General features: G+C 68.4%; 14 protein-coding genes. 3 read left to right on the forward strand and 11 right to left on the reverse strand.

From position 1 onward, the window contains the following. Positions 1 to 4: 4 nt before the first annotated feature. Genes mmsA through iolC form a run of 5 tightly spaced genes read right to left on the reverse strand, consistent with a single transcriptional unit; the run spans position 5 to position 6,215 of the window. The gene (mmsA, locus tag ACFVKT_RS18390; RefSeq protein WP_385732625.1) at positions 5 to 1,507 is read right to left on the reverse strand and encodes a CoA-acylating methylmalonate-semialdehyde dehydrogenase; all 1,503 of its coding nucleotides are present in this window, start codon (positions 1,505 to 1,507) and stop codon (positions 5 to 7) included. A gap of 14 nt (positions 1,508 to 1,521) precedes the next feature. Next, positions 1,522 to 3,447 carry a 3D-(3,5/4)-trihydroxycyclohexane-1,2-dione acylhydrolase (decyclizing) gene (gene iolD, locus ACFVKT_RS18395; protein ID WP_385732627.1) on the reverse strand — a complete coding sequence of 642 codons (1,926 nt, stop codon included), beginning with the start codon at positions 3,445 to 3,447 and terminating at the stop codon, positions 1,522 to 1,524. Next, on the reverse strand, positions 3,444 to 4,259 hold the full coding sequence (gene iolB, locus ACFVKT_RS18400; protein WP_385732629.1) for a 5-deoxy-glucuronate isomerase: 816 nt from the start codon (positions 4,257 to 4,259) through the stop codon (positions 3,444 to 3,446). The genes iolD and iolB overlap by 4 nt, the downstream gene beginning before the upstream one ends. 7 nt (positions 4,260 to 4,266) lie before the next feature. Next, positions 4,267 to 5,202 carry a deoxyribose-phosphate aldolase gene (locus tag ACFVKT_RS18405; RefSeq protein WP_385733170.1) on the reverse strand — a complete coding sequence of 312 codons (936 nt, stop codon included), beginning with the start codon at positions 5,200 to 5,202 and terminating at the stop codon, positions 4,267 to 4,269. A gap of 47 nt (positions 5,203 to 5,249) precedes the next feature. After that, entirely contained in the window at positions 5,250 to 6,215 is a 966-nt protein-coding gene (iolC, locus tag ACFVKT_RS18410) for a 5-dehydro-2-deoxygluconokinase (RefSeq protein ID WP_385732631.1), read from the reverse strand. 124 nt (positions 6,216 to 6,339) lie between these two features. Here iolC and ACFVKT_RS18415 point away from each other — a divergent pair, with 124 nt between their 5' ends. Then, positions 6,340 to 7,269, forward strand: a complete 930-nt coding sequence (locus tag ACFVKT_RS18415; RefSeq protein WP_385732633.1) for a sugar phosphate isomerase/epimerase family protein — start codon at positions 6,340 to 6,342, stop codon at positions 7,267 to 7,269. A gap of 327 nt (positions 7,270 to 7,596) precedes the next feature. After that, complete coding sequence (locus tag ACFVKT_RS18420) at positions 7,597 to 7,797, forward strand: helix-turn-helix transcriptional regulator (protein WP_385732635.1); 201 nt, start codon at positions 7,597 to 7,599, stop codon at positions 7,795 to 7,797. A gap of 154 nt (positions 7,798 to 7,951) precedes the next feature. Here the strand turns inward: ACFVKT_RS18420 and ACFVKT_RS18425 are convergent, their stop codons facing one another. The 5 genes from ACFVKT_RS18425 to ACFVKT_RS18445 form a co-directional block, all read right to left on the reverse strand. After that, a complete protein-coding gene (locus ACFVKT_RS18425; protein ID WP_385732637.1) occupies positions 7,952 to 8,992 on the reverse strand; it encodes a zinc-dependent alcohol dehydrogenase family protein in 1,041 nt (346 codons plus the stop codon). 55 nt (positions 8,993 to 9,047) lie between these two features. Then, positions 9,048 to 9,893, reverse strand: coding sequence for a hypothetical protein (locus tag ACFVKT_RS18430; RefSeq protein ID WP_385732639.1), 846 nt, complete (start codon positions 9,891 to 9,893; stop codon positions 9,048 to 9,050). A gap of 105 nt (positions 9,894 to 9,998) precedes the next feature. Beyond that, positions 9,999 to 10,784 carry a hypothetical protein gene (locus tag ACFVKT_RS18435; RefSeq protein ID WP_385732641.1) on the reverse strand — a complete coding sequence of 262 codons (786 nt, stop codon included), beginning with the start codon at positions 10,782 to 10,784 and terminating at the stop codon, positions 9,999 to 10,001. A gap of 345 nt (positions 10,785 to 11,129) precedes the next feature. Next, complete coding sequence (locus ACFVKT_RS18440) at positions 11,130 to 11,678, reverse strand: hypothetical protein (RefSeq protein ID WP_385732643.1); 549 nt, start codon at positions 11,676 to 11,678, stop codon at positions 11,130 to 11,132. Between the two features lie 853 nt (positions 11,679 to 12,531). Further along, positions 12,532 to 20,529, reverse strand: coding sequence for a ricin-type beta-trefoil lectin domain protein (locus ACFVKT_RS18445; protein ID WP_385732645.1), 7,998 nt, complete (start codon positions 20,527 to 20,529; stop codon positions 12,532 to 12,534). A 624-nt stretch (positions 20,530 to 21,153) separates the two neighbouring features. Here ACFVKT_RS18445 and ACFVKT_RS18450 point away from each other — a divergent pair. After that, positions 21,154 to 24,729 carry a DNRLRE domain-containing protein gene (locus ACFVKT_RS18450; RefSeq protein ID WP_385732647.1) on the forward strand — a complete coding sequence of 1,192 codons (3,576 nt, stop codon included), beginning with the start codon at positions 21,154 to 21,156 and terminating at the stop codon, positions 24,727 to 24,729. Here ACFVKT_RS18450 and ACFVKT_RS18455 read toward each other — a convergent pair. After that, complete coding sequence (locus ACFVKT_RS18455) at positions 24,726 to 24,872, reverse strand: hypothetical protein (RefSeq protein ID WP_385732649.1); 147 nt, start codon at positions 24,870 to 24,872, stop codon at positions 24,726 to 24,728. The genes ACFVKT_RS18450 and ACFVKT_RS18455 overlap by 4 nt on opposite strands. Positions 24,873 to 25,022: the final 150 nt, after the last annotated feature.

Raw genomic sequence — 25,022 nt, forward strand, 5'->3', positions numbered from 1 at the left:
CGTTTCAGTGGTTGCGCGGGAAGCCCAGGTCCACGCCGGTCGGCGCCTCGGACGGGTCCGGCCAGCGGGTCGTGACGACCTTGCCGCGGGTGTAGAAGTGCGTGCCGTCGTTGCCGTAGATGTGGTGGTCGCCGAAGAGCGAGTCCTTCCAGCCACCGAAGGAGTGGTAGCCGACGGGGACCGGGATCGGGACGTTCACGCCGACCATGCCCGCCTCGATCTCCAGCTGGAAGCGCCGGGCCGCGCCGCCGTCCCGAGTGAAGATCGCGGTGCCGTTGCCGAACGGCGAGCCGTTGATGAGGGCCACACCCTCCTCGTACGTCTCCACGCGCAGCACGCACAGCACCGGGCCGAAGATCTCGTCCTTGTACGCGTCCGAGGTGACCGGCACCCGGTCGAGCAGCGAGAGGCCGATCCAGTGGCCGTCCTCGAACCCGTCGACCGTGTAGCCGGTGCCGTCGAGGACGACCTCGGAGCCCTGCGCCGCCGCGCCCGTCACGTACGAGGCGACCTTGTCGCGGTGGGCGGCCGTGATCAGCGGGCCCATCTCGGAGGCCGGGTCGTTGCCGGGGCCGATCTTGATCTTCTCGGCTCGCTCGCGGATCTTCTGGACCAGCTCGTCGCCGATCGCTCCGACGGCGACGACGGCCGAGATGGCCATGCAGCGCTCGCCCGCCGAGCCGTAGGCCGCGGAGACGGCCGCGTCGGCCGCGGCGTCCAGGTCGGCGTCCGGGAGGACCAGCATGTGGTTCTTGGCGCCGCCCAGAGCCTGGACGCGCTTGTGGTTGGCGGCCGCGGTGGTGTGGATGTAGCGGGCGATCGGGGTCGAGCCGACGAAGGAGACGGCCTTGACGTCCGGGTGCTCGAGGAGCCGGTCCACGGCCACCTTGTCGCCGTGCACGACATTGAAGACGCCGTCCGGCAGACCGGCTTCCGCGAGCAGCTCTGCGATCTTCATCGCGGGCGACGGGTCCTTCTCCGACGGCTTCAGGACGAAGGTGTTGCCGCACGCGATGGCCAGCGGGAACATCCACATCGGCACCATGGCCGGGAAGTTGAACGGCGTGATGCCCGCGACGACGCCCAGCGGCTGCCGGATCGAGGCCACGTCGACCCGGGACGCCACCTCGGTCGACAGCTCGCCCTTGAGCTGCACGGTGATCCCGCAGGCCAGGTCGACGATCTCCAGGCCGCGCGCCACCTCGCCGAGCGCGTCCGAGTGGACCTTGCCGTGCTCGGCGGTGATCAGCTCGGCGATCGCGTCACGGTTGGCGTCGAGCAGCGCGCGGAACTTGAAGAGGATCGTGGTCCGTCTGGCCAGCGAGGACTGGCCCCAGGTCGCGTACGCGTCCTTCGCGGCGGCGACCGCGGCGTCCACCTCGTCGACGGTCGCGAAGGCGACCTGCGTGGTCACGGCGCCGGTCGCCGGGTCGGTGACCGGCCCGTACGTACCCGACGCACCCTCGACAGTCTTGCCACCGATCCAGTGGTTGACAGTCTTCGTCATGGACAGGAACTCCTTCACAGATGGCGGCGTCGGGCGGCGACGTGCCTTTCGTACTCCTCGCGCGCCTTGACCGCCGACGAGCGGGTCGCGGTCTCGGCCACAGGTACATCCCACCAGGCCTGGGCCGGAGGCGCGCCCGACACAGTGTCTGCCGTTTCGGTCTCCACGTAGACACAAGTGGGAGTGTCGGCGCTCCGTGCCTCGGCGAGGGCGGCGCGCAGGTCACGGACGGTTTTCGCGCGCAGGACGCGCATCCCCAGGCTGGCCGCGTTGGCGGCGAGATCCACCGGCAGCTTCGCCCCCGTGTACGTGCCGTCCTCGGCCCGGAAGCGGTACGCGGTGCCGTACCGCTCGCCGCCCACCGACTCCGAGAGGCCGCCGATGGAGGCGTACCCGTGGTTCTGCAGGATGAGGACCTTGATCGCGATGCCCTCCTGCACGGCGGTGACGATCTCGGTCGGCATCATGAGGTAGGTGCCGTCGCCGACCAGCGCCCAGACGGGGCGGTCGGGCGCCGCCATCCGGACGCCGATCGCGGCCGGGATCTCGTAGCCCATGCACGAGTAGCCGTACTCGACGTGGTACTGGTCCCGCGACCGTGCCCGCCACAGCTTGTGCAGGTCGCCGGGGAGCGAACCGGCCGCGTTGATCAGGATGTCGTCCTCGTCGACCAACTCGTCCAGGACGCCGAGGACTTGGGGCTGGGTGGGCCGGATGTCGATGTCCTCGGCCTCGAAGGCCGCGTCGACGCGGTACTCCCAGCGCTCCTTGTCGTCGCCGTACTCGGTGGCGTACGCCGGTTCGGTGCGGTGCTTGTGCAGCAGCAACGCCTCGGTGAGGGCTTCGAGTCCGGCGCGCGCGTCGGCGATCAGCGGGATCCCGGAGAGCTTGTGACCGTCGTACGGCGCGATGTTGAGGTTCAGGAAGCGGACGCCCGTGCCGGTGAAGAGGGTGCCGGAGGCGGTGGTGAAGTCGGTGTAGCGGGTGCCGACACCGATCACCAGGTCGGCGGTGCGGGCGAGTTCGCAGGCGGTCGCCGTGCCGGTGTGTCCGATGCCGCCGACATCCTGCGGGTGGTCGAAGCGCAGCGACCCCTTGCCGGCCTGCGTGGAGGCGACGGGAATGCGGGTGGCGGCGGCGAGTTCGGCGAGCGCCTCCTCGGCGCGGCTGTGGTGGACGCCGCCGCCCGCGACGATGAGGGGACGGCGGGCCTCGCGGATCGCCCTTACGGCGGCGGTCAGTTCGGACGCGTCGGCCGCCGGGCGGCGCACGGTCCAGGTCCGCTCGGCGAAGAACTCCTCGGGCCAGTCGTACGCCTCCGCCTGCACGTCCTGCGGCAGCGCGAGCGTGACCGCGCCCGTCTCCACGGGGTCGGTGAGCACCCGCATCGCCTGGAGGGCGGCGGGGATCAGGGCCTCCGGGCGGGTGATCCGGTCGAAGTACCTGGACACCGGGCGCAGACAGTCGTTGACCGACACATCGCCCGCGTACGGGACTTCGAGCTGCTGGAGGACCGGATCGGCGGGGCGGGTCGCGAAGGTGTCGCCGGGGAGGAGCAGCACCGGGATGTGGTTGATCGTCGCGAGGGCGGCGCCGGTCACCAGGTTCGTGGCGCCGGGGCCGATGGAGGTGGTGACGGCGTGCGTGGCGAGCCGGTTGGACTGGCGCGCGAAGCCGACTGCCGCATGCACCATGGACTGTTCGTTACGGCCCTGGTGGTACGGCATCTCGTCCGCGTACTCGACGAGCGCCTGGCCGAGCCCGGCGACGTTGCCGTGGCCGAAGATCCCCCAGGTGGCGCCGATCAACCGCCGCCGCTCGCCGTCCCGTTCGGTGTACTGCGCGGCCAGGAACCGCACCAGCGCCTGGGCGACCGTCAGCCTGGTCGTCGCCTGCGATCCGGTCGTCGCCCTTGGCACCTTCGCCATCGGATCCGTCATTGGTACCCCTCGGTGTGCTCTGGGTGGAAGCAGATCCGCCACTCCCGCCCCTCCCCCGGTCCCGCCATCACGTTCAGGTAGTACATCGCGTGGCCGGGCTGGGCGATGGACGGGCCGTGCCATCCGTCGGGGACGAGGACGGCATCGCCGGTACGGACCTCGGCGAGGACGTCGGATCCGCCCTCGTGCGAAGGGAATACGCGCTGATAGCCGAATCCGTTCGGGCCGTCGATCTCGAAGTAGTAGATCTCCTCGAGCTCCGACTCCAGACCCGGCCGGTGTTCGTCGTGCTTGTGGGGCGGATACGAGGACCAGTTGCCGCCGGGGGTGATGACCTCGACGGCGATGAGCCTGTCGCACTCGAAGGCGTCGGCGGAGGCGAAATTGCGCACCTGGCGGGCGCAGTTGCCGCTGCCGCGGTCTTCGACGGGTACCTCCGGCGCGGGGCCGTAGCGGGCGGGGAGTAGGCGCTCGCACTTCGCTCCTGCCAGGGCGAAGCGGCCTCCCGCGCCGGAGGCGATCTGTGCCCGGGCGTCACGGGGCAGGTAGACGAAGTCGCTTACCCCGCTGAACACACTGTCCCTGCCCAGGATCTGGAAATGCTGGTCCTCGATGTCCACCGTGCAGCCGCCGCTGAGAGGCAGCACGATCCACTCGCTGTCGCCGGTGGTGAAGGTGTGCGTGCCACCGGGGCCGAGCTCGACGACGCGCAGGCTGCTGTGGGTCCAGCCGGCCCGCTTGGGGTCGATGTCGAGGACGTACTGTGCGCCCGCGGACGCACCCTTGGGGACGTACAGGCCATTGCTGGTCATCGGCTCCTCACAGCAGTCCGACGGCGGTGTCCACGGCCGCGGTCACATCGCCGTCCGCCGGGTAGAGCAGCGAACGGCCGACCACCAGGCCCTGGACCGTGGGGAGTTGAAGCGCGCCGCGCCACTTCTCGTACGCGCCCTCCTGGTCCTCGCCGACGTCGCCGCCGAGGAGCACGGCGGGCAGCGTGGACGTCTCCATGACGCGGGCCATGTCGTCGGGGTTCTCGGTGACGGGGACCTTCAGCCAGGTGTACGCCGAACTGCCGCCGAGGCCGCTCGCGATGGCGATGGACTTGGTGACCGCCTCGGCGCTGAGATCGTTCCGGAGGGTTCCGTCCTCGCGGCGACGGCAGAGGAACGGCTCGACGAACACCGGGAGTTGCCGCCGCGCCATCTCGTCGATGACACGGGCGGTGGACTCCAGGGTGCGCAGCGAGCCCGGGTCCTCGTAGTCGATACGCAGCAGCAGCTTGCCCGCGTCGAAGCCGAGCCGCTCGATGTCCTGCGGGCGGTGCCCGGTGAACCGGTCGTCCAACTCGAAGGAGGCGCCCGCGAGTCCGCCCCGGTTCATCGACCCGAGCACGACCTTGTGGTCGAGCGCGCCGAGCAGGAGCAGGTCGTCGAGTATGTCGGCGGTGGCGAGGACGCCGTCGACTCCCGGGCGGGAGAGGGCGATACAGAGCCGCTCCAGGAGACCGGCGCGGCTCGCCATCGCGAACTTGCGGTCACCGACGGCGAGTGCCCCGCGGGCCGGGTGGTCCGCGGCGACGATCATCAGCCGGCCGCTGTCGTTGACCAGGGGGCGGCGGATCCGGCGGGCGGCGGCCTCGGCGATGGCTTCGGGGTGGTGGGTGCGGGTGCGGACGAGTTCGGCGACGTCGACTCGCCTGTACGGCGCCGGGTCGCGGCCTTCGGGGGCGGCCGTGCTGCGGCCGTTGTGCAGCGCCGGGTCGCCGCCCTCGTGTCTCGCGCCGCCGACCTGGCCGGCCCTCACAGCACCGCTCCTGCCGTGAGGGCGTCCTCGACCTCAGCCGGGGTCGGCATCGCGGAGGAGCATTCCAGGCGGGACGCGACGATGGCGCCCGCGGCGTTGGCGTACCGCATGATCCGCTCCAGGTCCCAGCCGGCGAGCAGGCCGTGGCAGAGGGAGCCGCCGAAGGCGTCGCCGGCGCCGAGACCGTTCAGGACGGTCACCGGGAGGGGCGGGACCTCGGCGGAGGTGCCGTCGCGGTGGACGGCGAGGACGCCCTTGGGGCCCTGCTTGACGACGGCGAGTTCGACGCCGGCGTCCAGCAGGGCGCGGGCGGCGGCATGCGGTTCGCGCTCGCCGGTGGCGATCTCGACCTCGTCGATGTTGCCGACGGCGACGGTGGTGTGGCGCAGGGCCTCGGCGTAGAAGGGGCGGGCGGAGTCGGGGCCCGTCCCGGCTGTGTCTTTCCAGAACATGGGGCGCCAGTCGAGGTCGAAGACCGTCGTACCGGACTTGGCACGGTGGGCCAGCGCCGCGAGCGTCGCCGTGCGGCTGGGCTCCTCGCTCAGGCCGGTGCCCGTCATCCAGAAGATGCGGGCCTCGTGGACGGCGTCGAGGTCCAGCTCGTGGGCGTCGATCTCCAGGTCGGGGGCCTTGGGCTGCCGGTAGAAGTACAGCGGGAAGTCGTCCGGCGGGAAGACCTCGCAGAACGTGACCGGCGTGGGCAGGCCGGGGACCGGGGTGACCCAGCGGTCGTCGACGCCGAAGTCGCGCAGTGCCTCGTGGAGGTAGGCGCCGAAGGGGTCGTCGCCCGTGCGCGTGATCACCGCCGTACGCCGTCCGAGCCGCGCGGCGGCCACCGCGACGTTCGTCGCCGAGCCACCGAGGAACTTCCCGAACGTGGTCACCCGCGCCAGTGGGACCCCCGTCTGCAACGGGTAGAGGTCCACACCGATCCGCCCCATGGTGATCAGGTCGTACGCCATCGAGTTCCCTTCGCTTCGGCTGCACCCAAAGGTCTAGTCGGGTCCGGGGAGCCCTGTCAACGTTTTGTCCAGACATTCGGACGAGGTATTGACACGTCCTTGGCGCCACCCGAAGCTGACGCCCATGACGTCGTTGTCACCGGAGGGATCGCCTCCGTCCTCACTGTCCCGTATCCGGATCGGTTCGGCTCCCGACTCCTGGGGCGTCTGGTTCCCGGACGACCCTCAGCAGGTCCCCTGGCAGCGTTTCCTCGACGAGGTCTCCGGGTCCGGCTACGAGTGGATCGAGCTGGGCCCGTACGGCTATCTCCCCAGCGATCCGGCCGTCCTGAAGGCCGAGACCGCCAAGCGCGGGCTCACCGTCTCCGCGGGCACGGTCTTCACCGGGCTGCACCGTGGTCCCGAGGTGTGGGAGTCGACCTGGGCGCACGTCTCGGACATCGCGGCGCTCACCCAGGCGATGGGCGCCGAGCATCTGGTGGTCATCCCCGCGTTCTGGCGGGACGACAAGACGGGCGACGTGCTGGAGGACAGCACGCTGACGCCCACACAATGGCGCAATCTGACCGCTCAGACCGAGCGGCTGGCGCACGAGGTGCGTGAGAGGTACGGGCTGCGGATCGTCGTCCACCCGCATGCCGACACGCACATCGACAGCGAGGAGAACGTCACGCGTTTCCTCGACGCGACGGATTCCTCGCTGGTGTCGCTGTGCCTGGACACCGGGCACTACGCGTACTGCGGCGGCGACAGCGTCAAGCTCATCGAGACGTACGGGGAGCGCATCGGATACCTGCACCTCAAGCAGGTGGATCCGCTGATCCTGGCCGAGGTGCGGGCGGACGAGGTGCCGTTCGGTCCGGCGGTGGCGCGTGGCGTGATGTGCGAGCCGCCGTCCGGTGTACCGGCGCTTGAGCCCGTACTGGCCGCCGCACAGAAGCTGGACGTCGACCTCTTCGCGATCGTCGAGCAGGACATGTACCCGTGTCCGCCGGACAAGCCGCTGCCGATCGCGCAGCGGACGCGGGCGTTCCTGAGGTCCTGCGGGGCGTAGGGCCTGTCCGGCGGTGTCGCGGGGTGGGCCCGCCGAGCGCTCGGGGCTCGGCGGGGCCCACCCGGCCTCCCGGTGGCCACCAGGTGACCGTCCGCCAATTGCTCTGGTGGCCATCGTCAATTGCGTCGCTCGTGTCACAAATGACCTCTTCCCGTCACACATGTCGCGTGTACGCGGGTCTTGGGTCACACCCGGACCACAGGCACTTCCCGCTGCTCACTCTGTGTCGTTCACCGGGCACAGGCTTTGTTGATCACCAGCGCAGTGCCCGGCTCCCCCGACGGCCGCCCCCGGCCGCCGCCGCGGTACGCGCAGGGAGGTGCACTCATGACCGACCGCAAGCTTTGGTCGTACAAGGAGATCGCGGCGCACATCAAGGTGCAGCCGGACACCGTGAGGTCGTACCGCAAGCACGGTCTGCTCCCCCCGCCCGACCACGTGGAGAGCGGCAAGCCCTACTGGTACGCGGACACCGTCCGGGCCTGGGTCGCCGCCCGGCCCGGCAACCGCGGCCGTAGAGACATCTGACCCATAGAGACATCTGACCCATTCGTCCTCTGTGCCCCGCCCGTGTGCGGGGCACAGCCGTGTGGGGGGGCACAGCCGCGTGCAGGGCACGTGCCGTGTGCGGGCCTGTGCCTGTGCGGGCCGCGGCCATCGGGCGGCGGGCGGTTTTCGTCCCTCAGCTCCACGGCTCGATGACCGTGACGCCCGCCCCCGCCCCCGGCGCCGTGCCCATCGCCGTCAGCGCGGCCGGTGCCGCCTCCAGCGGGATGGTGGAGGTGACCAGGAGGTCGGGGCGGAGCACGCCGGCCCGCACCAGTTCCAGCATCTGCGGGTAGGCGTGCGCCGCCATCCCGTGGCTGCCGAGGAGTTCGAGTTCGAGGCCGATCACCCGGGACATGGGGATCTCGGGGGCCACGGGCAGCAGCCCGACCTGGATGTGACGGCCCCGGCGGCGCAGGCCGTTCACCGAGGCCGCGCAGGTGACCGGGGACCCGAGGGCGTCCAGCGACAAGTGGGCGCCGCCGCCGGTCAGTTCGCGTACCGCGTCCGCCGAGTCCGCCGCCCCTGACGCGTCGACGGTCTCGGCCGCCCCGAACTTCCGGGCCAGGTCCAGCGCCTGGGCCGACACGTCGACGGCGATGACGCGTGCCCCGGCCGCCGCCGCGATCATCACGGCGGACAGGCCGACGCCACCGCAGCCGTGTACGGCGACCCACTCCCCCGCGGCCACCCGGCCCTGCGCGACCACCGCCCGGTAGGCCGTGGCGAACCGGCAGCCCAGCGAGGCGGCCGTCGCGTACGACAGTTCCTCCGGCACCGCGACCAGGTTCACGTCGGCGTGCTCCAGGGCCACGTACTGCGCGAAGGAACCCCAGTGGGTGAAGCCCGGCTGGGTCTGGCGCTCGCACACCTGCTGGTCTCCCGCGGCACACGAGGGACAGCTTCCGCAGGCGCACACGAACGGCACGGTGACCCGGTCTCCGGGGCGCCAGCCGGTGACGCGGGCGCCCACGGTCTCGACGACCCCGGCGAGTTCGTGACCCGGCACGTGCGGCAGCGCGATGTCCGGGTCGTGGCCCATCCAGCCGTGCCAGTCGCTCCGGCACAGCCCCGTGGCCTCGACCCGCACCACGACCCCGTGCTCCGCGGGCACCGGATCCGCCACCTCACGCACCTCGGCCGGCTCCCCGTACCGCTCGAACACCACTGCCCGCATCGGCTTCGCCCTTCGTTCTGCGTGCTGCCCTCGTGCTTCGTGCTGCGCGTTTCGCTCAGTCGGCCTTGGTGAGCCGGGTGAGCTGGGCCTGGACCAGAGCGGCGGGGACGGTAAAGGCCTCCCCGGTGGCCTGGGAAGCAAGATTCGTGGCGGGGAAGTAGCCGATCGTGCCACCCTCCCGAACCACGACCACCTCCACTGGCCCACTCGCCCCGTCGACCGCGACGGTCAGGGTCGCAGCGATGACCTCGTCCGCACCGTCGGTACCGGAGGGCGCTCCCTTCTTCGCAGCCTTGACCGTCTCCACCGGATCGTCGCCCGCCACCGTGTAGTCGTACCCGGCCGCGCACTCCCGCACCGCCTGGCCGATCCCGGCCATCACCGTCTTCGCCGCCGACTCCTGCTCGTACGAGGCCAGCGAAACGAAGGCAGTCGTCGCATCCAGCGCCGCGGCCGCCAGCTGCTCGTCCGACGGGTCCGCCCCAAGGTCCGCCTCGGACGTCTCCTGCGGCCCCAGCCACATCCGCCGCACCACCGACACCGGCGCTCCCAGCACCGACCCGGCCTGCACCGTGGCCAGCGGCGTGCACACCGCGTTCTTCGCGACCACCGTCCCGGCGTTGGGGAAGTCCAGGTCCGACACCTGCGCCGTCACCGTCCCACCGGCGACCGCCTGCCCGTCCGCCAACGCGACCGCTTCCAGCCCTTCCGCCGACAGAGCCGCCGCGCCCGCGCCTCCGCCGGCAACGGCCGACGCAGACGCCTCCGCCTCCGCGGAGGCAACCGAGCCCGCGTCGCCACTGACGGGGCCGCTCTCGGACCCCGAACACCCCGCCAGCGACACCACCGCCAGCACCCCGACCAGCGCAACCCCACCACGCCACACAGCACGTCTTCGCATGATCCCGCTCCTCACTCCCGCCACATCCTGCCCGACGCCTACGACCGCACCCCCGCACACGGCTGCCTGGTGCGCCGGCCCCGTGCGGGGGGTGTGGTGAGCGGGTCAGGCGAGCTTGTCGGCCTGGGCGGTCACGAGGTCTGCGGGGAAGGTGAAGTCCTCGCCGGAGGTCATGGCGGCCACGTTGGCCACCGTGAAGTGGGCGAGGGTGGCGCCGTCGCGGAAGACGACCACCTTCCAGGGGGCATCGATGCCGTCGATCGGAGTGACGGCGGTGAACGCGACCGCCTCTTCACCCGCCGTCGGCGCGGTGCCCTTGGTGACCTTGCTCGCGTCCATCTGCTCGCCGCCGGCAGTCCACTGGAAGCCGCCCGCGCACGCGGTGACCGCGTCGGCGACGGACTTCAACGCGGCGGTGGCCTCATCGGCGCTCGCGTAGGAGGCGAGGGTCACCGTGCCGGTGTTGATGTCCAGTGGCGCCTCTTCGGAGGGGGCACCGGTCACCCGCCGGTGAGCGGTCGCCGCGGGCTGCCCCACCGCGGTCCCGGCCACCGCACGCCCCAACGGCACGCATTCCTCCCCGTTCACCTTCACCGCATCCGCGGCAGTGATCTCGGCCTTGTCGGGGGTGGCCACCTCGTACCCGGTCAGATCCGCCTTCACCAGCGCCGCCGTCTCCAACTCGGCGGCGGTCAGCGGCTTGACGGCGGAGGCGGCAACGGAGGTCTCCGCAGCGGACTCCGACGGGGAGACATCGGTGGCGGCAGAGTCACCGCTGTCGGAACCGGCGCAGCCGGTGAGCGCCGCGAGGGACATCAGGGCGCCAGCGGCCAGGGCACCCGTACGGGCACGGGCGGCGGAGCGGGGGTGGCGTATGCCGGAGCTGTTCACGATGTGCTTTGTTCGCTTTCTCTGTCGCACTGCCCATGACTGACACACCGCCAGCCAAACCTGTTCACACGCCACGCCGCCCTTACGACAGCCTGGCCGACTGCGCCTCGCCGTCTAACAGCGGACCGGTAACGCCCCGGACCGCCAGCGCGAAATCGTCGAAGCCGTCCTCCACTCGACGAGTCCACGGCCGAGCAAGGCTTCCTGACTCTGCGTGATGTCCGAAGATAAAGAAAAAGCAAAAATAGTGAATGACCGAACCATTCACCGATCGAAAATAATTTCCCGCCGAAATGGGATCGTGACGAAAGGATTCACCGTTGCCGAGGTGCTAAAATGTCGAGATTATGGCCGATCGAAAGTTTCAACATTAACTCGATAGGCAGCATCATGCGAAATTTCTCGCGCAATCTGAATGATGAAATCTGGAAGCGCTTCGGCTGACGCTTTTCCAAAAGCATCAACAGAGTTCGGGTCGGCCTTCCAGTCAATCATGTTGACCCGCACGCGGTATCTTCCTGCCGCCACCGGGATTTCAACCGACTCGGTTGATCCAATTTCTCCAACATCTTCAAGGCCACCAATCAGGACAGCCCCATTCGACCGCAAAAGGTATTCCTCGGAGGAAACAACAAGATATGGAGTTTCACGCTCGCTGAGCGCGTCAGCCGCCTCGTCGAGCCGAACAACGGACTGAAAAACTCCATCGCCTCCGATGTTGATCGGGACGAACACACCATTAGCGATGTGGGGAACCAACGCAGAGTCCTCTGCGACTTGATCCTCCCAAGTATCGAAGTCTCTGATGTGTGCAAACGCTTCCGGCTGCCACAGAGCGCACATGCCAGCGTTCGTACGGATCAAACAGGACACCTCTTGACCTTGCGCGCCCATGTAGAGTCCTCTTCCGTGGAATTCCTTGATGGTTTAAGTGGCTAACATTTTCGAGGCCCGATTGTCACCTTGCAGACAAGGTCACCTGAACTGAGTCCTTGCTGTTTAATTTTTGCCGCGATCTGCGGGCCGAGACTTCGATTCACCGACGCATCGAGAGGTGACATGTTCGCGATGTCGTCTGCTCCGCCCAACTGCAAATCGAAAATATGGTCGATATCTGATCCGGGAACCTTCGGCCTCCCTGCCTTAGCCCAGACCTCCGAGGCACTGGCCCCTCGGACAGATGGCGTGACCACCAGCTGGCCCACCCGCTGCAGCCGTCGTCCGCTGACGTTGCCGTCAAGCCCCATCCCGGACCACTGCTGCCCTCACCGGATTCTCCGGTGAGGGCAGCAGTGTAATTTCTCAGACAACCCTACGGGGAATCATCCCAGCAAGGCATCTCAAACCTCGACCCGCACACCTGCGCGCGAGAAGTCAAGAGATTTAATGCCTATTTCTTCGATCCCTCTTGGATTGGATTCCCACGGCCGGAACCCAACAATCGGACGCGGAGACCCACCTCCCCAAGAATCCCAAGAATCGAAGTAGATCGAAGCTCTGACTATTGGCCCATAAGGACCGACAGCCACGGGCTCTCCAATCGATTGCTGGATGGCATCCATTACTTGTCCCACCTGGCCAGCATCGACCCTCTCCTGAGTGCTCCAACAGCCGAGCCAGGACACCGGCGGCAGTGATTCAGGGGACCGCAGGCATACCCAGGTCCTCTCGGGAAGCTCACCATCCCCACGCAGCACGTAGGCCGTGAAGTGCACGGAGGACTCCAGTCGGACAGCCCATACCTCCACTAGTTCCCTCCAATCATCATTTCAATGAGTGTATCCGGGTGCATCCGCCCATCCAGAACGCGGTTCCTTATCTCCTCGGTTCTGTTATTCCCGTCAGCGATATGCAGCCGGGATCCGGGGAGATTTATATCATCCCCAGGAGCGAAATCCCTGAACCCGGTAATTGGTTCATGCCCATTCGGCCCGCCGAATCGGATCAGGTCATCATTACTCAGCGATGTCACACCGCCATGCCCTGCATCGGCGCTGCCATACATCTGCTCGCGAGTCGCAGGGTTCCCCTGAATGCGGTCCAACATCTCACTCGCCTTTGCATAAAAACGCGTCGGCTTCTCATGGACCGGAAGGTCAGCGAGCTTTCCGTTGCAATTGTGGACAAGGACCGGCGCAGCCCCCGCCAGCACATAGTACGTATGGACGTTGCTGACGGTCAGGTCGTGCGTGACCTGGGTCTTCGTGTAGCGGGTGATCGCGGTGATCTGGACGTGGGTGCCGGCGCTCGTCTGGAGCCACTGGCCGGATTTCAGGTGGCCGCCGTCCACCCAGGTGCCGTCGGTGGGATCGGCGGCGGGGTCGGTGACCCAGAAGGGGTGGGTGTCGGTGGTCGTCAGTTTTGAAGTGGTGCCGTCGGTTGTTTTGACGGTCAGGACGGTGAAGTCCTTGTCGTCGTAGGTGGTGATGGTGGCAACGGCGGTCTCGGTGGCCGAGGTCGTCGAGGTCTCGGGGTCGTTGGCGGCCAGCTGGTCGCCGTTCTCGACGTCCTCGATCGGCTTCGTCGTGCCGTCGGCCATCAACACCTTGGTGCCGGGCAGGAAGCTGTGAGGGACTTCGCAGGACCCCGCCGATCCGCTGTCGTCGGCGTCCGTGCTGTCTCCGCCGTCGGCGTGGTTGTCCTTGGCCTTCTTCGCGTCGTTGGACTTGGCGCCGGCGGATGCCTTGGTCTGTTCGGCCTTGCCCGCCGTGCCCTTGGAGCCGGTGCCGGTTTTCCTCTTCGCCGCGGCCTTCGCCGCCAGGGCTTTCTCCTTGGCCTTCTTCAGGGCTTCGGCGGCTTTTTGTTTCGCGATTGCCTTGGCCCGCTGGACGGCGGCCTTCGCGGCCTTCAGGCTGGCGATGGTCTTGCGGGCGACGTCCTTGGCCTTGTTCAGGGCCTTGATGCCGCTGATGATGCGGTCGACGACCTTGGCGACCTTGTAGGCGAGCTTGAAGACCTTCGCCCAGGGGATGGCGTCCAGCAGGAGGGAACCACAGGCCCACAGGTCGCCCTGGGTGAAGCAGCTGACGACGTCGTTCCAGCCGATGAACTCCTTGAACAGGGCCCATCCGTAGGTCCGCACGATGTCCGTCACGGACCCGGCCAGGATCTTCTCCTGGGCGGCGATCTGGGCGTCCAGAGAAGCCTCGGCGGCGTCGTAGTCGGACGCGGTGGAGGTCAGGCCGGTGGGGTCGGCGTGGGTGACCGGGTTGTTGTTGGAGTAGGTGTAGCCGTTGGCCTGGAGGGGGTCGGTGAGGTCGAGTACGGGGTCGGCGGAGAGGAAGCGACCGGTGGCCGGGTCGTACTCGCGGGCTCCCAGGTGGGTCAGGCCCGTGGTGTTGTCGTCGGTGCCGCCGACGTAGCCGGTGTGGCTCTGCCAGGCGGCGTTCTCGACCCGCTCGTTGCCGTACGGATCGAGGCGGGAGAAGCGGGTCTGGTTGCCGGTGGTGAGCCGGATCTCGGCCATCGGCGTGCCGTGGTGGTCGGTGACCAGGGCGTACAGGTTCGTCTCCCCCGCACCGCGGCGGACCACCGTGGGCGCGCCCGGCTGGACGTAGGACCGCTCGACGTAGTTCACCGCGCCCGTGGCACGCAGCGACAGGGTGGTGTCGTCCAGGTACAGGGTGCGGTCGCCCGTGGTGGTGGAGATGATCCGGTTGCCGAACGCGTCGTACAGGTAGGACGTCTCGTCCGCCGGGTTCCATGCCTGGGCGGTGCTGTTGTCGCAGGTGCCCAGCACCAGATCGACGCCGGTGGTGGTGGAGTTGGCCGGGGAGACGAGGCACATCGAGGTGGCCGCGTACTTCAGGGCCCCGGTGGCGGTGACCGTCCACTGCTGGGCGGCGGTGTCGTCGCAGGCCGCGACGACGACCGCGGTACCGGCCGTGACGGCCTTCCCCGCGGGTTGCACGCACGCCCCCAACACCTGCAGGGCACCCTTGGTGGTGGTGTCGGTGGTGTTCGCGTCCTCGATACGGAACTGCTGGGGCTTGGTGCTGTTGCACGGCCACATCTGGATCGCGGTCCCGGCGGTGGTGGACCCCAGGGAGAGGTCCATGCACATGCCCGAGTTCAGCCCCGAGGTGTACGCGCCCTTGCCGGCGGCTCCGAAGCCCGAGACCGTCTGGGCCTTGCCGTCCCAGGTCCAGGAGATCTCCTGCTCGTCCCCGCCGATCGTCCGGGAGGTGGTCTGCCCCAGGTCGTCGGACTCCAGCGCGGAGGCCGCCGTGATCGCCGACCCCGCCGCGTTGGTGTAACGGGACTCCATCGAGGTGAGGGTGTGCGGCTGGGCCACCCCCGAGCCCGAGGTGGCGTCCTCGGTGCCGTAGACGTAGGAGGTGGTGGAGTCGGCCGAGGTGTTCACCGTCCCGTTCAGCAGGAACGACACCTCGGTGTTGTGCGTGTTCAGGGTCTCGCGGTTGCCCAGCTCGTCGTAGGTGTAGGACTGCCAGTACCCGGCGTTGGCGGCGGTCACGTTCACCGTGCCGTCGGCGGCGACCGGCACCGTGCACCCGGTTTGCTGGGTGGTCCAGGCCTCGGTGAGCTGGCCGATCCCGTCGTAGGTGAAGCACTGGCGGTCCACGACGGCCGCGTAGGTGTCGGCGGTGGAGGTGATGTTGCCTGACACGTCGTAGACGTAGTTACGGGCGTTGACCCGGTGTCCGGTCAGGCCCGAGGTCGCGTCCGAGGTCGACTCCCTGTCCACCAGGGTCTGTTCGGCCTGTCCGGTCGCCTCGTCGAACAGGTTGGTCGTCCACACTCGCGCGCCCTGCTCACCGGTGGTGGTGCGCAGTACCTCCCCGTACACGCTGTAGGAGGTCTCGGAGGTGTACCAGTCGGTGCCCGAGGTGGAGATCGGCAGCCCGTCTGCGTTGTAGCGGACGATCACCTTCTCCTCGGGCAGGCCGCCCATGGCGGGGGTGGTGTACGAGGCCAGTTGCCCGGAGTCGGTGTACGCGTAGTTGGTGGTGTAGGTGGTGCTGAAGCCCTCCGCCGTCGAGGGCAGCCCCGCCGCCACTGCGGGCAGGGTCAGGGTCTTGGCCGTCGGGTTGCCGTCCACGGTGTAGCCGCCGACCGAGGTGGTGTACGCCTTCCCGTCGGTGTAGCGGGTGGCCTTGGCCAGTTGGCCGACCCCGTTGGCGACCGTCGTGGCGTCGTAGGTGTACGACAGCAGGTCGGTGCCGGTGCTGTTGTCCTCGACCAGGAGGGGGCGGTCCAGGGCGTCGTAGCTGGTCTTGGTGGTGAACCCGGTCTGGTTCTTCGAGGTCGCGACCCGGCCCAGGGTGTCGTAGGTGAGTGTGGTGGTGCCGGTGTCGGGGTCGGTGGAGGTGAGCGGCTGGCCGATCGCGTTGTAGGTGGTCTTCCAGACGTTTCCGGCGCTGTCGGTGACGGTGGTCTGGTCGCCGCGCGCGTCGTAGCTGTAGCGGGTGGAGTTGAAGTCAGCGGCGGTGAAGGAGTTGGACTGGGCGGCGGACTTGGAGGAGAAGGTGTCCATCCGGGTGGTGCGACCCAGGGCGTCCACCCAGGTGCGGGAGGACGCCGAACCGGTCGGCTGGACGACGGTGGTGTGGTCCAGGCCGTAGAGGTAGGTGGTGGTGCGGTTCTCGGTCTTCGTGCCGTCGGTGTCGGTGGTGCCGTCCTGGACGTAGGAGTTGTAGACGGGGGTGATGGTGGTGGTGCGTCCCAAGCCGTCGTAGGTGTACTGGGTGGCGTTGGGGATGGTCGAGGTGGAGGCGGGGGCGAAGACCGAGGTGTCGGGGGCGCCGTCGGTGTAGTAGGCGTTGTTGGTGGAGCCGATCTGGCCGTTGTCGTTGTAGACGGTGTCGGTGATCAGGCGGCCCTTGCCGCCCACCGCGCCGGTCTGCTCCTGCCGTACCCGGCCGAGGCCGTCGTAGATGACGGTGGTGTCGGTGTAGGTGCCGTCGTCCTTCAGGCCTGAAGTGACCACCGAGACCGGCTTGTTGGGGTCGGTGTTGTAGACGAAGGTCGCGTTCGGCTTGCCGGTGGACTGCTCGTCCCAGGTCCTGGGGGTCTCGCCGTCGTCGCCGATGGGCAGGTCCTCCTCGCACACCCGCCCGTAGGTGGCGTTCGGGGTGGTCCCGGCCTCCCAGCCGGCGCACACCCGGCCCAGCGGGTCGTAGGCGACGTAGGAGATGTTGCCGTTGGCGTCCTTCTCGGTCAGCCCCACTCCGCGGCCCGGATCCAGGGTCGAGGTCGAGGACTGGGTCAGGGCGTTGGTCGAGGTGACCGAGTACACCTGCCCCTCGGCCGGGGTGAAGGTGATGGTGTCCTTGTTGTCCTGGTAGTCCTTGGAGGAGGTCACCCGCCCGTAGCCGTCGTAGACCGTGGTGGAGGCCGGGATGGTGTTCCAGGTGGTGCCGGCCGCGACGGGGTCCCACACCTTGGTGACCTGGCCCTTGGTCAGCGTCTGGGTGGTCGAGGCCGCGGCCGCCCCGTCATACGCCATTTTCGAGGCCGACAGCAGGGTGGACGCGGTCGACGAGGACAGGCTGGTCGCGCAGGTCGTCCCGCTCACCGAGATCGTCGAGGAGACCAGGCCGATCAGGTTCAGCGTGGTGTCGTTGACGTAGGACGTGTAGGTGCAGGACTCGTCGCCGGACACCCCGAGGTCGCCGTTGGAGACGACCTTGGTGGGCAGGCCGTAGGAGTCGTAGTCGGTCTGGGTGGAGACCGTGCGCAAGGGGGAGGAGTCGTCGCCCTTGCCCGAGGACCTGGTGATGGTCTTGGTGGTGTCGAGGGTGACCCGCCAGGCGTTGAGGTCTGGGTCGTCGGTGATCACACGGCCGGTGTCGGTGTCGGCGACTCCTCGGACGCGGGTGGCAAGGATCGTCGGGTCGCCTGGGATATTGACCGTCCGCGACACCCAGTCCGCGCCGGACGATCCGTCCGCGTACACGATCGCCTCTGCGACCATGCCCGCGTACGCCTCCTTGTCCGTCTTGATCGACACCGCGGAGGCGTCCGTCAGGGAGTACGAACGGGTCTTCCACGCCGCGCTGTCCCCGCTGCCCGAGACATACAGGTCCTCACTCATACCGCGGAAGTAGCGAGTGGCGGTCTTCGTGGCCTTCGAACCAGTGATGTCCGAGCCGACAGTCACGGTGACCAGGGGATAGCCACGCCACTGGTCCCAGGTGCGGGTCTTCTTCCGCGTACCCTCGGCCCGGTTGTAGGCCCACAGCGCCCCGTCGATCACGTCGCTGTAGGTGCTGTAGTCGTACGTGGTGGTCTTGTTCTCGACGCCGGTCATGTTCGGCATCTCGATGACCTGCTTGACCACGTACTTGTGGAACCAGGAGATCTTCGTATCGGCCAAGTCAGGGTCGGCGTGCCAATACACCGGGAAGCACCGCAGTTGGTTCTCGTCGACGTCCGGGAAGCCGGTGCCCGAGGCACACGCCCCGGTCGGGGTGGAGTAGGTGACCTGGGTCTCACCCCCGTACTCCGAGACCACCGTGTCGATGCGCAGCCGGTCGAAGGTCGGGCCCTCGTCGGTGGGGCCGGTGGGTATCCGGTTGGCCAGGAGCTTGCTGTGGAAGGACACCGGGTTCAGGGTCTCGGTGGACCCGTCGACCCCGTAACCCGTTCTGGTGATCGACTCCAGCCACAGGGCGGTGTAGTGACCGGTCTTGTCCCAGGGGAAGGACTGGTTCAGTGCCCACTTGTCCACCTTGGCCAGGGGGGTACTGGTCTGCCCCGACAGTGCGCAGGCGCGCTGGTCGCCGGTCCCGGTCTTCGGGTCGTACGGGGTCAGAGAGGCACCCTGGACTCGCTGGGTGCAGGAGGTCACGTCGGTAATCAGTTTGCGGGACCAGAAGGTCGGCGACGGGGTCATGCACTCCCCCGACGCGCCGCAATACAGATCCGCGGGGGTGTCGTACCAGATGTAGTTCTCCGACCAGTTGCCGGAGGTGAAGTGGTCCGAGGCGCACTTGGTCTCGGACTCCATGCACCGCTCGTCCGCGGTGAAGGTCATCCGGGCCAGCGGCTCGGCGGAGTAGATCGTGTCGGCGCGCTGCCCGTAGTCGATGCGCTTGAGGTAGCCGCCGCGCTCGTAGGCGACGGGGTTGTCGAAGTCGAAGGCCTGGGCGTAGTGGTTGGTCTCCGACGCCCACCACAGGGACATGGCGTTGCCGTTGACGTCGACGACGTAGTCGAGGTTCCACTTCCAGGCCTGGTCCTGGAAGGAGTCCTTGAAGGTGGCGTCGTAGCCGGGCTCACCCTCGTGGTTGGAGGCGACCGGCACGGTGAACACCGAGTCGGTGGTGTCCTTCCCGGACGCCCAGCCGGGGAGGTGGTTCAGCCCGTAGTAGTACTGGGTACCCGCGGTGTCGGTGATGCGCCAGTACTCGCCGTCGTCGTCCCCGTTGGCTTTCGAGGTGTCCTTCAGCAGTTCGATCTTGGTGTTGTCGCCGTTCGCGGTCCGCCACCCGCCGGACGCATAGACCAGTTCGGTGGTCGTCCCGTTCAGGGTGAGCGTCGCGTTCTGGGTGCCATAGCAGAGGTCAGCGGCCGACTTGCCCTTGTTGTTCGCTCCCGCGGTCGCGTCCAGCATGCACGAGGTGTACGTCCGGGTGACGCTGCCCGGATCCCAGGACCAGCCCTCGCCGATCCCGGACGCCTGGTTGTTCGTCGAGGAGGTCTTGCCGTCCACCGACTGCGAGTTGTACGAGAAGGCCACGTTCGGCGTCGGCCCGTTCGGCACCGCCGGACCGGCCAACGGATAGGAGTAGGTGAACGCCCCAGAGGAGGACCCCGCCGACCACGAACCGGACGCGGGCAACGGGGTCGCGGCGAAGTCACCGCCCGCGCCGGATCCCGAGGAGGTACCCACCAGCGCACCCGAACCCGACGAGCCGCTCGCGATGGTGCGGATGCCGGAGTCGGTGTCATCGGTCGCTGGAGTGTAGAGGGCGTCGGACACCGACCCTGCACCGGTCGCGGCAGCCGTCGTCCCCGTAGCCGTGGTGGCGGTCGGATCGACCACCAGAGCCGACACGTCCACCGTGACGTGTACCGTCGGCGCGAGGTCGGTGCTCGCCTTCTCGGTGGTGGTGCTCGCCCCGGTGTCCTCGTCGACGGTCGTGTCGGTGATGGTGGTGGCGACCTGGTCGTACACCACCTCGGTGGGCACCGCGGTCGGCTCCGAACAGCCCGCCACATCGGGGGTGGTGAGGAAGCAGGACGGGTACATCCAGAAGTCCAGGCGGTCCATCCACTCCGCGCCGTAGTTCTGCGAGAAGTCCGCCGCGTCCAGCGCGATGACCGCCTCGCCCGTCGCCGTGGCGGGCGGCGCGACCTCCAGGACCACGCCCTCGACACCGGCCGCGTCCGCCTCCGCGTCCGAGGCCATCGCCACCGACCAGTTGCCCTCCAGGGCGGTCGCCTCCGCCGAGGTCGCGTCCTTCGGCGCGCCGATCTGAACCGGGACCGTGCCGTCCGTGGCGGTGACCTGCACCAGCTCCCCGGCCTCCAGGCCGGTCAGACTGGCCGCGGCCGAACCCCCCTCGATGGGATCGGTGTACAGCGCCTGGAAGTCGTCGACCGCGGTCGAGGTCACCGTCTCCAAGGACTCGAGCGAAGTCGTCGCGGCGCTGTCCTCGGCCAGCGCATCGGCCTCAGGCAGGTCCACCAGGTCCACCCCGGTACGGGCGTCGTCCCCGCCCGGCAGGGCATAGGCCATCGGTGAGGTCCCCAGCATCAGCGCCAGGAACGGACCGGCCACAACCGTCAGTCGGACTCGCGCCCTTCGCGCCCGCGTCATCCTCAACGCCCCGCGACCCCGCCAGGAAGCACCCCGCACCGCCGACCCCGCCCTCTCGACCCACGCAATCCCGAAATCCCCCTCGACAACACGGAGATCGGGGCAGGCGGCATCACAACACGACTTGTATGAGCGCGATTTCTACACGCTGTGAGGATCCTTGGTCAATATCAGGAAGTTTTTGTATCGAATCGATCACGGCGCAATTGACACCCAAAGCGGAAAAGAGCCCAACCATAAACAGAGAGGGGAGATTTAGTTACTACATACAACAACCCAAGGAAAACTATTTATTTGGTATATACAAAGCAAAAAACGGGTAACTCGACCTGCCTATCAACCCAGTTCGCCCCGGTGCGTCCGCCCGCTTCGCGACACGGGGGGCATCAAACACTTCCTCCGCACACTCCCCCTGCCCAATTGCACGCTCACAGACTTCCCACAGCATTCGACGCCTCTTCGAAATCCGTCCTCAGGAAGGGTGATACTTCCCCCTCGATCCTCTTGCCCGTGGTGTGTCCGAAAACGGCCGGAGGGGAATTCGGGCGGAGCCAGAGAGACATGTGTGAGGGGACGGGAAACACTGTGGACGAGCAGCCGATCAGGAGACCGGGCCGCCGGCGAACCAAACAACTCGCGGCGCTCGTCGCCGCGGTCACGGCGACCGCTCTGGGCCTGAGCCTGCTGGGATCGGACCTCGGCTTCGGCACTCGCGAGGCAGGACCGGAACAACCCGCCGCCAAGGTGAAGCCGGTGGACGAGGACACCGCCCAGGACAGGGCCCGTGCCACCGGCAAGAAGGTCGAGGTGACCGCGCTGCGCGACGAGTCGTCCACCACCTACGCCAACCCCGACGGAACCTTCACCCTCACCACCTACGCCCAGCCGGTACGCGCCAAGAACGCCGACGGGCAGTGGCAGGACATCGACACCAGACTGGTCGCCACCGAACAGGGATGGGCCACCACCGCCTCTCCCGCCCCTGTCACCTTCTCCTCCGGCGGCCCTGGCAGCAGCGGCGGCGACGGCGGCGGGGGTGCCGTCAAGTCGGGCCTGCGCCAGGCGAGTTACACCGGTCCGCTGCAAGCCGCGTACACCGCCGCCGACGACGAGCCGGACACCGGGGCCACCGAGGAGGACACGGCGACCCCCACCATCCCGACCACCTGGTCGGACCTGGTCACCCTCACCACCGGCGGACACGAGCTGACCGTGTCCTGGCCCGGCGCCCTGCCCGAACCCGTCATCACCGACGCCCAGGCCCTCTACCAGGACGTCCTTCCCGACGTGGACCTCCTGCTGACCGCCCGCGACACCGGCTTCTCCCACGTACTGATCGTCCACACCCCCGAAGCAGCGGCCGACGAGACCCTGACCGAGCTCACCTACCGGCTCACCTCCCCCGACCTCACCTTCCAGATCGACCCGGCCACCGACACCGTCACCGCCCACACCTCCGACGGCACCGAGGTCGCCGCCTCCCCCACCCCCCTGATGTGGGACTCCGCCGGCACCCCCGACACCACGATCGGCGACGACCCCGAACCCACCGACGAGGACACCGGGAGCCCGGAGGCCGACCCCAGCGCGTCGGCCTCGGAAGATGCGGACGAGGAGACCATCACCGAGGGCGAGAACGACGAGGCCGTCACCCCGGAGGAAACCACCGCGGACAACGGATCATCGTCCGCCACCGCTTCCCCCGGCACCGGTACGGGCGACGACACCGACACCGACACCGGCACAGGCACAGGGGACGACACCGGCACCGAGACCGCCAGTGCCGAGCCCGCGAGCTTCACCCACGCGGTCCCGGCCGGCCTGTCCACAGCTGACACGCTGGCCCTGCAGGGGCTGGCCGGTCCCGTCCCCGGCACCCACGCCGCCACCGCCGAGGCTCTCCTGACCGACGGCGCCTACCTCACCGTCCGGCCGGACACCCAGCTCCTCGCCTCACCCGGCACCGCCTACCCCGTCTTCATCGACCCCTCGGTCTCCGGCGTCACCGACGCCTGGACCACCGCCTACAAGAAGTACCCCTCCTCCAGCTTCTTCGACGGCGCGAACTACAACACCGGCACCACCGAGGCCCGTGTCGGCTACGAGTCCGACACCTGGGGCACCGCCCGCTCATTCTTCAGGCTCAAACTCAAGAAGTCGATCAAGGGCGCCACCGTCAAGTCCGCCACCGTCAAGGTCCGGGAGACCCATTCCTGGTCGTGCTCGACCCGCCAGGTCGAGTTGTGGCACACCGGGTCCATCTCCTCGTCCACCACCTGGAACAACCAGCCGTCCTGGAAGACCCTCATCACCGAGCAGTCCTTCGCACACGGCTACTCCTCCAGCAGCTGCCCCGACGCCTACGTCAACTTCAACATCAAGACGCTCGCCCAGTCCGCCGCCGACGGCGCCTGGACCTCCTTCACCATCGGGCTGCGCGCCAACTCCGCCTCCGGCTCCACCGCCGAGACCGACGCCTACACCTGGAAGAAGTTCAAGGCCGAGAACACCGACGCCCCCGCCCTGTCCATCACCTACCTCCGCGCCCCGAACACCCCCACCAACCTCGCCATCACCGCCGGCACCTGCGACACCTCCACCAGCCCGTACATCAACATCGGCAAGCAGTCCACCATCACCCTGTCCGCCAAGGCCACGGACCCCGACGGCGACCTCGCCTCCCTCTACTTCGAGTACTGGCGGACCGGTTACAGCACGACCACCAAGGTCACCGCCACCAAGCCGGTCAGCACCACCACCGGTGCGGCGTCCTGGGCGATCGCCGGCACCAAGTTCACCAACACCTACGACTACTCCTGGCGGGTACGGGCCGAGGACGACGACGGAACCGACTCCGGATGGGCCCCCACCACCGGCGACGACGTCTGCCGCTTCACCTACAACACCTCCATCCCCACCACCCCCTCGGCCGTCTCCACCGTCTTCCCCGAGGACATCAAGCCCGACGGCAGCAGCGCAGGCGGCACCATCTGGTCATCGGCCACCTTCGGCACCCCCGGCGCCTTCACCTTCTCCACCACCGATGTCGACGTGGTGAAGTTCGCGTACTCCTTCAACAGCACCACCTACGCCAACTGGGTCTGCGCCTCCACCTCCGGTACCACCGGTGGCCCCACCGCCTCCTGCTCCACCGTCATCACCTCCAAGACCATCACCGGCAGCCCCACCCTGGCCGGAGCCAACGTCCTCTACATCAAGGCGTACGACGCCGCAGGCAACGTCTCCAACGCCAAGAAGTTCGTCTTCTACGTCACCCCCAGAGCCGTGGCCGACGGCGCCGCCGACTACACCGGCGACCAGATCCCCGACTTCGCCACCATCCGCACCACCGGGAAGCTCTTCATCGAGAGCATCACCAGCACCGGAACCCACGTCGCCTCCACCGCCACCACCCACGACGACGGCACCCTCCTCACCGACTCCACCTCCATCGGCCACTGGTGGAACGGCGCCAGCGACTACGCCTTGATCACCCACAACGGCGACTACGCCCCCGGCGACGGCATCACCGACTTCATCGTCCGTACCCCGGACGGCGGTCTCTACGTCTACCCCGGCGACGGATACGGCGGCACCGACGTCTCCCAGCGCCAGGAGATCCAGCTCCCCTCGAACGCCCCCGACCCCGCCACCCTCACCGACATCAAGTCCATGGGCGATGCGAACGGCGACGAACAACCCGAGCTCCTCGCCGTCTCGGGCGACGCCCTGTGGATCTTCACCGGTTACAGCGGCGGCAGCTTCGCCACCGCCACCGAGCTCTCCGCCGCCTCCTGGTCGGGACGCGACTTCGTCACGCTCGCCGACTTCAACTCCGACGGCACCATCGACATGCTCTACCGCACCGCCGCCGGCAACCTCATCCTGCGCCACTCCGCCGCCTCGGCCACCGGCACCGACTGGACCACCCTGGCCAGCTCCGCCGCCAGCCTCGACGGCGACAAGGCCTACGCCACCGGCGGCTTCCTCACCACCGACTACCCCTACCTCTACGGCAGCCCCGGCATGACCAGCACCGACCTCCCCGACATCTGGGCCCTCACCCCCGCCGGCCTCCTCTACCGCCTCGACGGCACCGCCACCGGCATCAGCGCCACCACCTCCACCGGAAAAACCCTCACCGTCGGAGCCATCGGCTAGCCGCGCGCCCTCACCTCGTCCCGGTCCCGGTCCCGCTCCTCTTCGCACCATGAGGAGCGGGACCGGCTGCCGATTCCGTGGGACAGCAGCGGGGCGAGCACCGCGATGGACATGATCAGGATGAGCGTCCCGGACTGCGGCACAGAGGGTGCCGACCATAGGATTCGGACAAATCGTCCCGCTCGGGCAGCGTCTGCCTGAGCGGGCAGCCTCCGTCCGAACGGGCAGGCGCGGTCTCCGTCCAAGCGGACGGAGTGCGCGCCTGCCCAAGCCCGCGGGCAGTGCCGTGAGCC

It is taken from the genome of Streptomyces sp. NPDC127595 (assembly GCF_042671685.1).
Taxonomy (GTDB): Bacteria; Actinomycetota; Actinomycetes; order Streptomycetales; family Streptomycetaceae; genus Streptomyces.

Coding starts and splice junctions, on each gene's coding strand:
- ACFVKT_RS18415 (WP_385732633.1), top strand. CDS start 6,340: ATGACGTCGTTGTCACCGGAGGGATCGCCTCCGTCCTCACTGTCCCGT.
- iolD (WP_385732627.1), bottom strand. CDS start 3,447: ATGACGGATCCGATGGCGAAGGTGCCAAGGGCGACGACCGGATCGCAG.
- iolB (WP_385732629.1), bottom strand. CDS start 4,259: ATGACCAGCAATGGCCTGTACGTCCCCAAGGGTGCGTCCGCGGGCGCA.
- ACFVKT_RS18425 (WP_385732637.1), bottom strand. CDS start 8,992: ATGCGGGCAGTGGTGTTCGAGCGGTACGGGGAGCCGGCCGAGGTGCGT.
- ACFVKT_RS18440 (WP_385732643.1), bottom strand. CDS start 11,678: ATGGGCGCGCAAGGTCAAGAGGTGTCCTGTTTGATCCGTACGAACGCT.
- mmsA (WP_385732625.1), bottom strand. CDS start 1,507: ATGACGAAGACTGTCAACCACTGGATCGGTGGCAAGACTGTCGAGGGT.
- iolC (WP_385732631.1), bottom strand. CDS start 6,215: ATGGCGTACGACCTGATCACCATGGGGCGGATCGGTGTGGACCTCTAC.
- ACFVKT_RS18430 (WP_385732639.1), bottom strand. CDS start 9,893: ATGCGAAGACGTGCTGTGTGGCGTGGTGGGGTTGCGCTGGTCGGGGTG.
- ACFVKT_RS18420 (WP_385732635.1), top strand. CDS start 7,597: ATGACCGACCGCAAGCTTTGGTCGTACAAGGAGATCGCGGCGCACATC.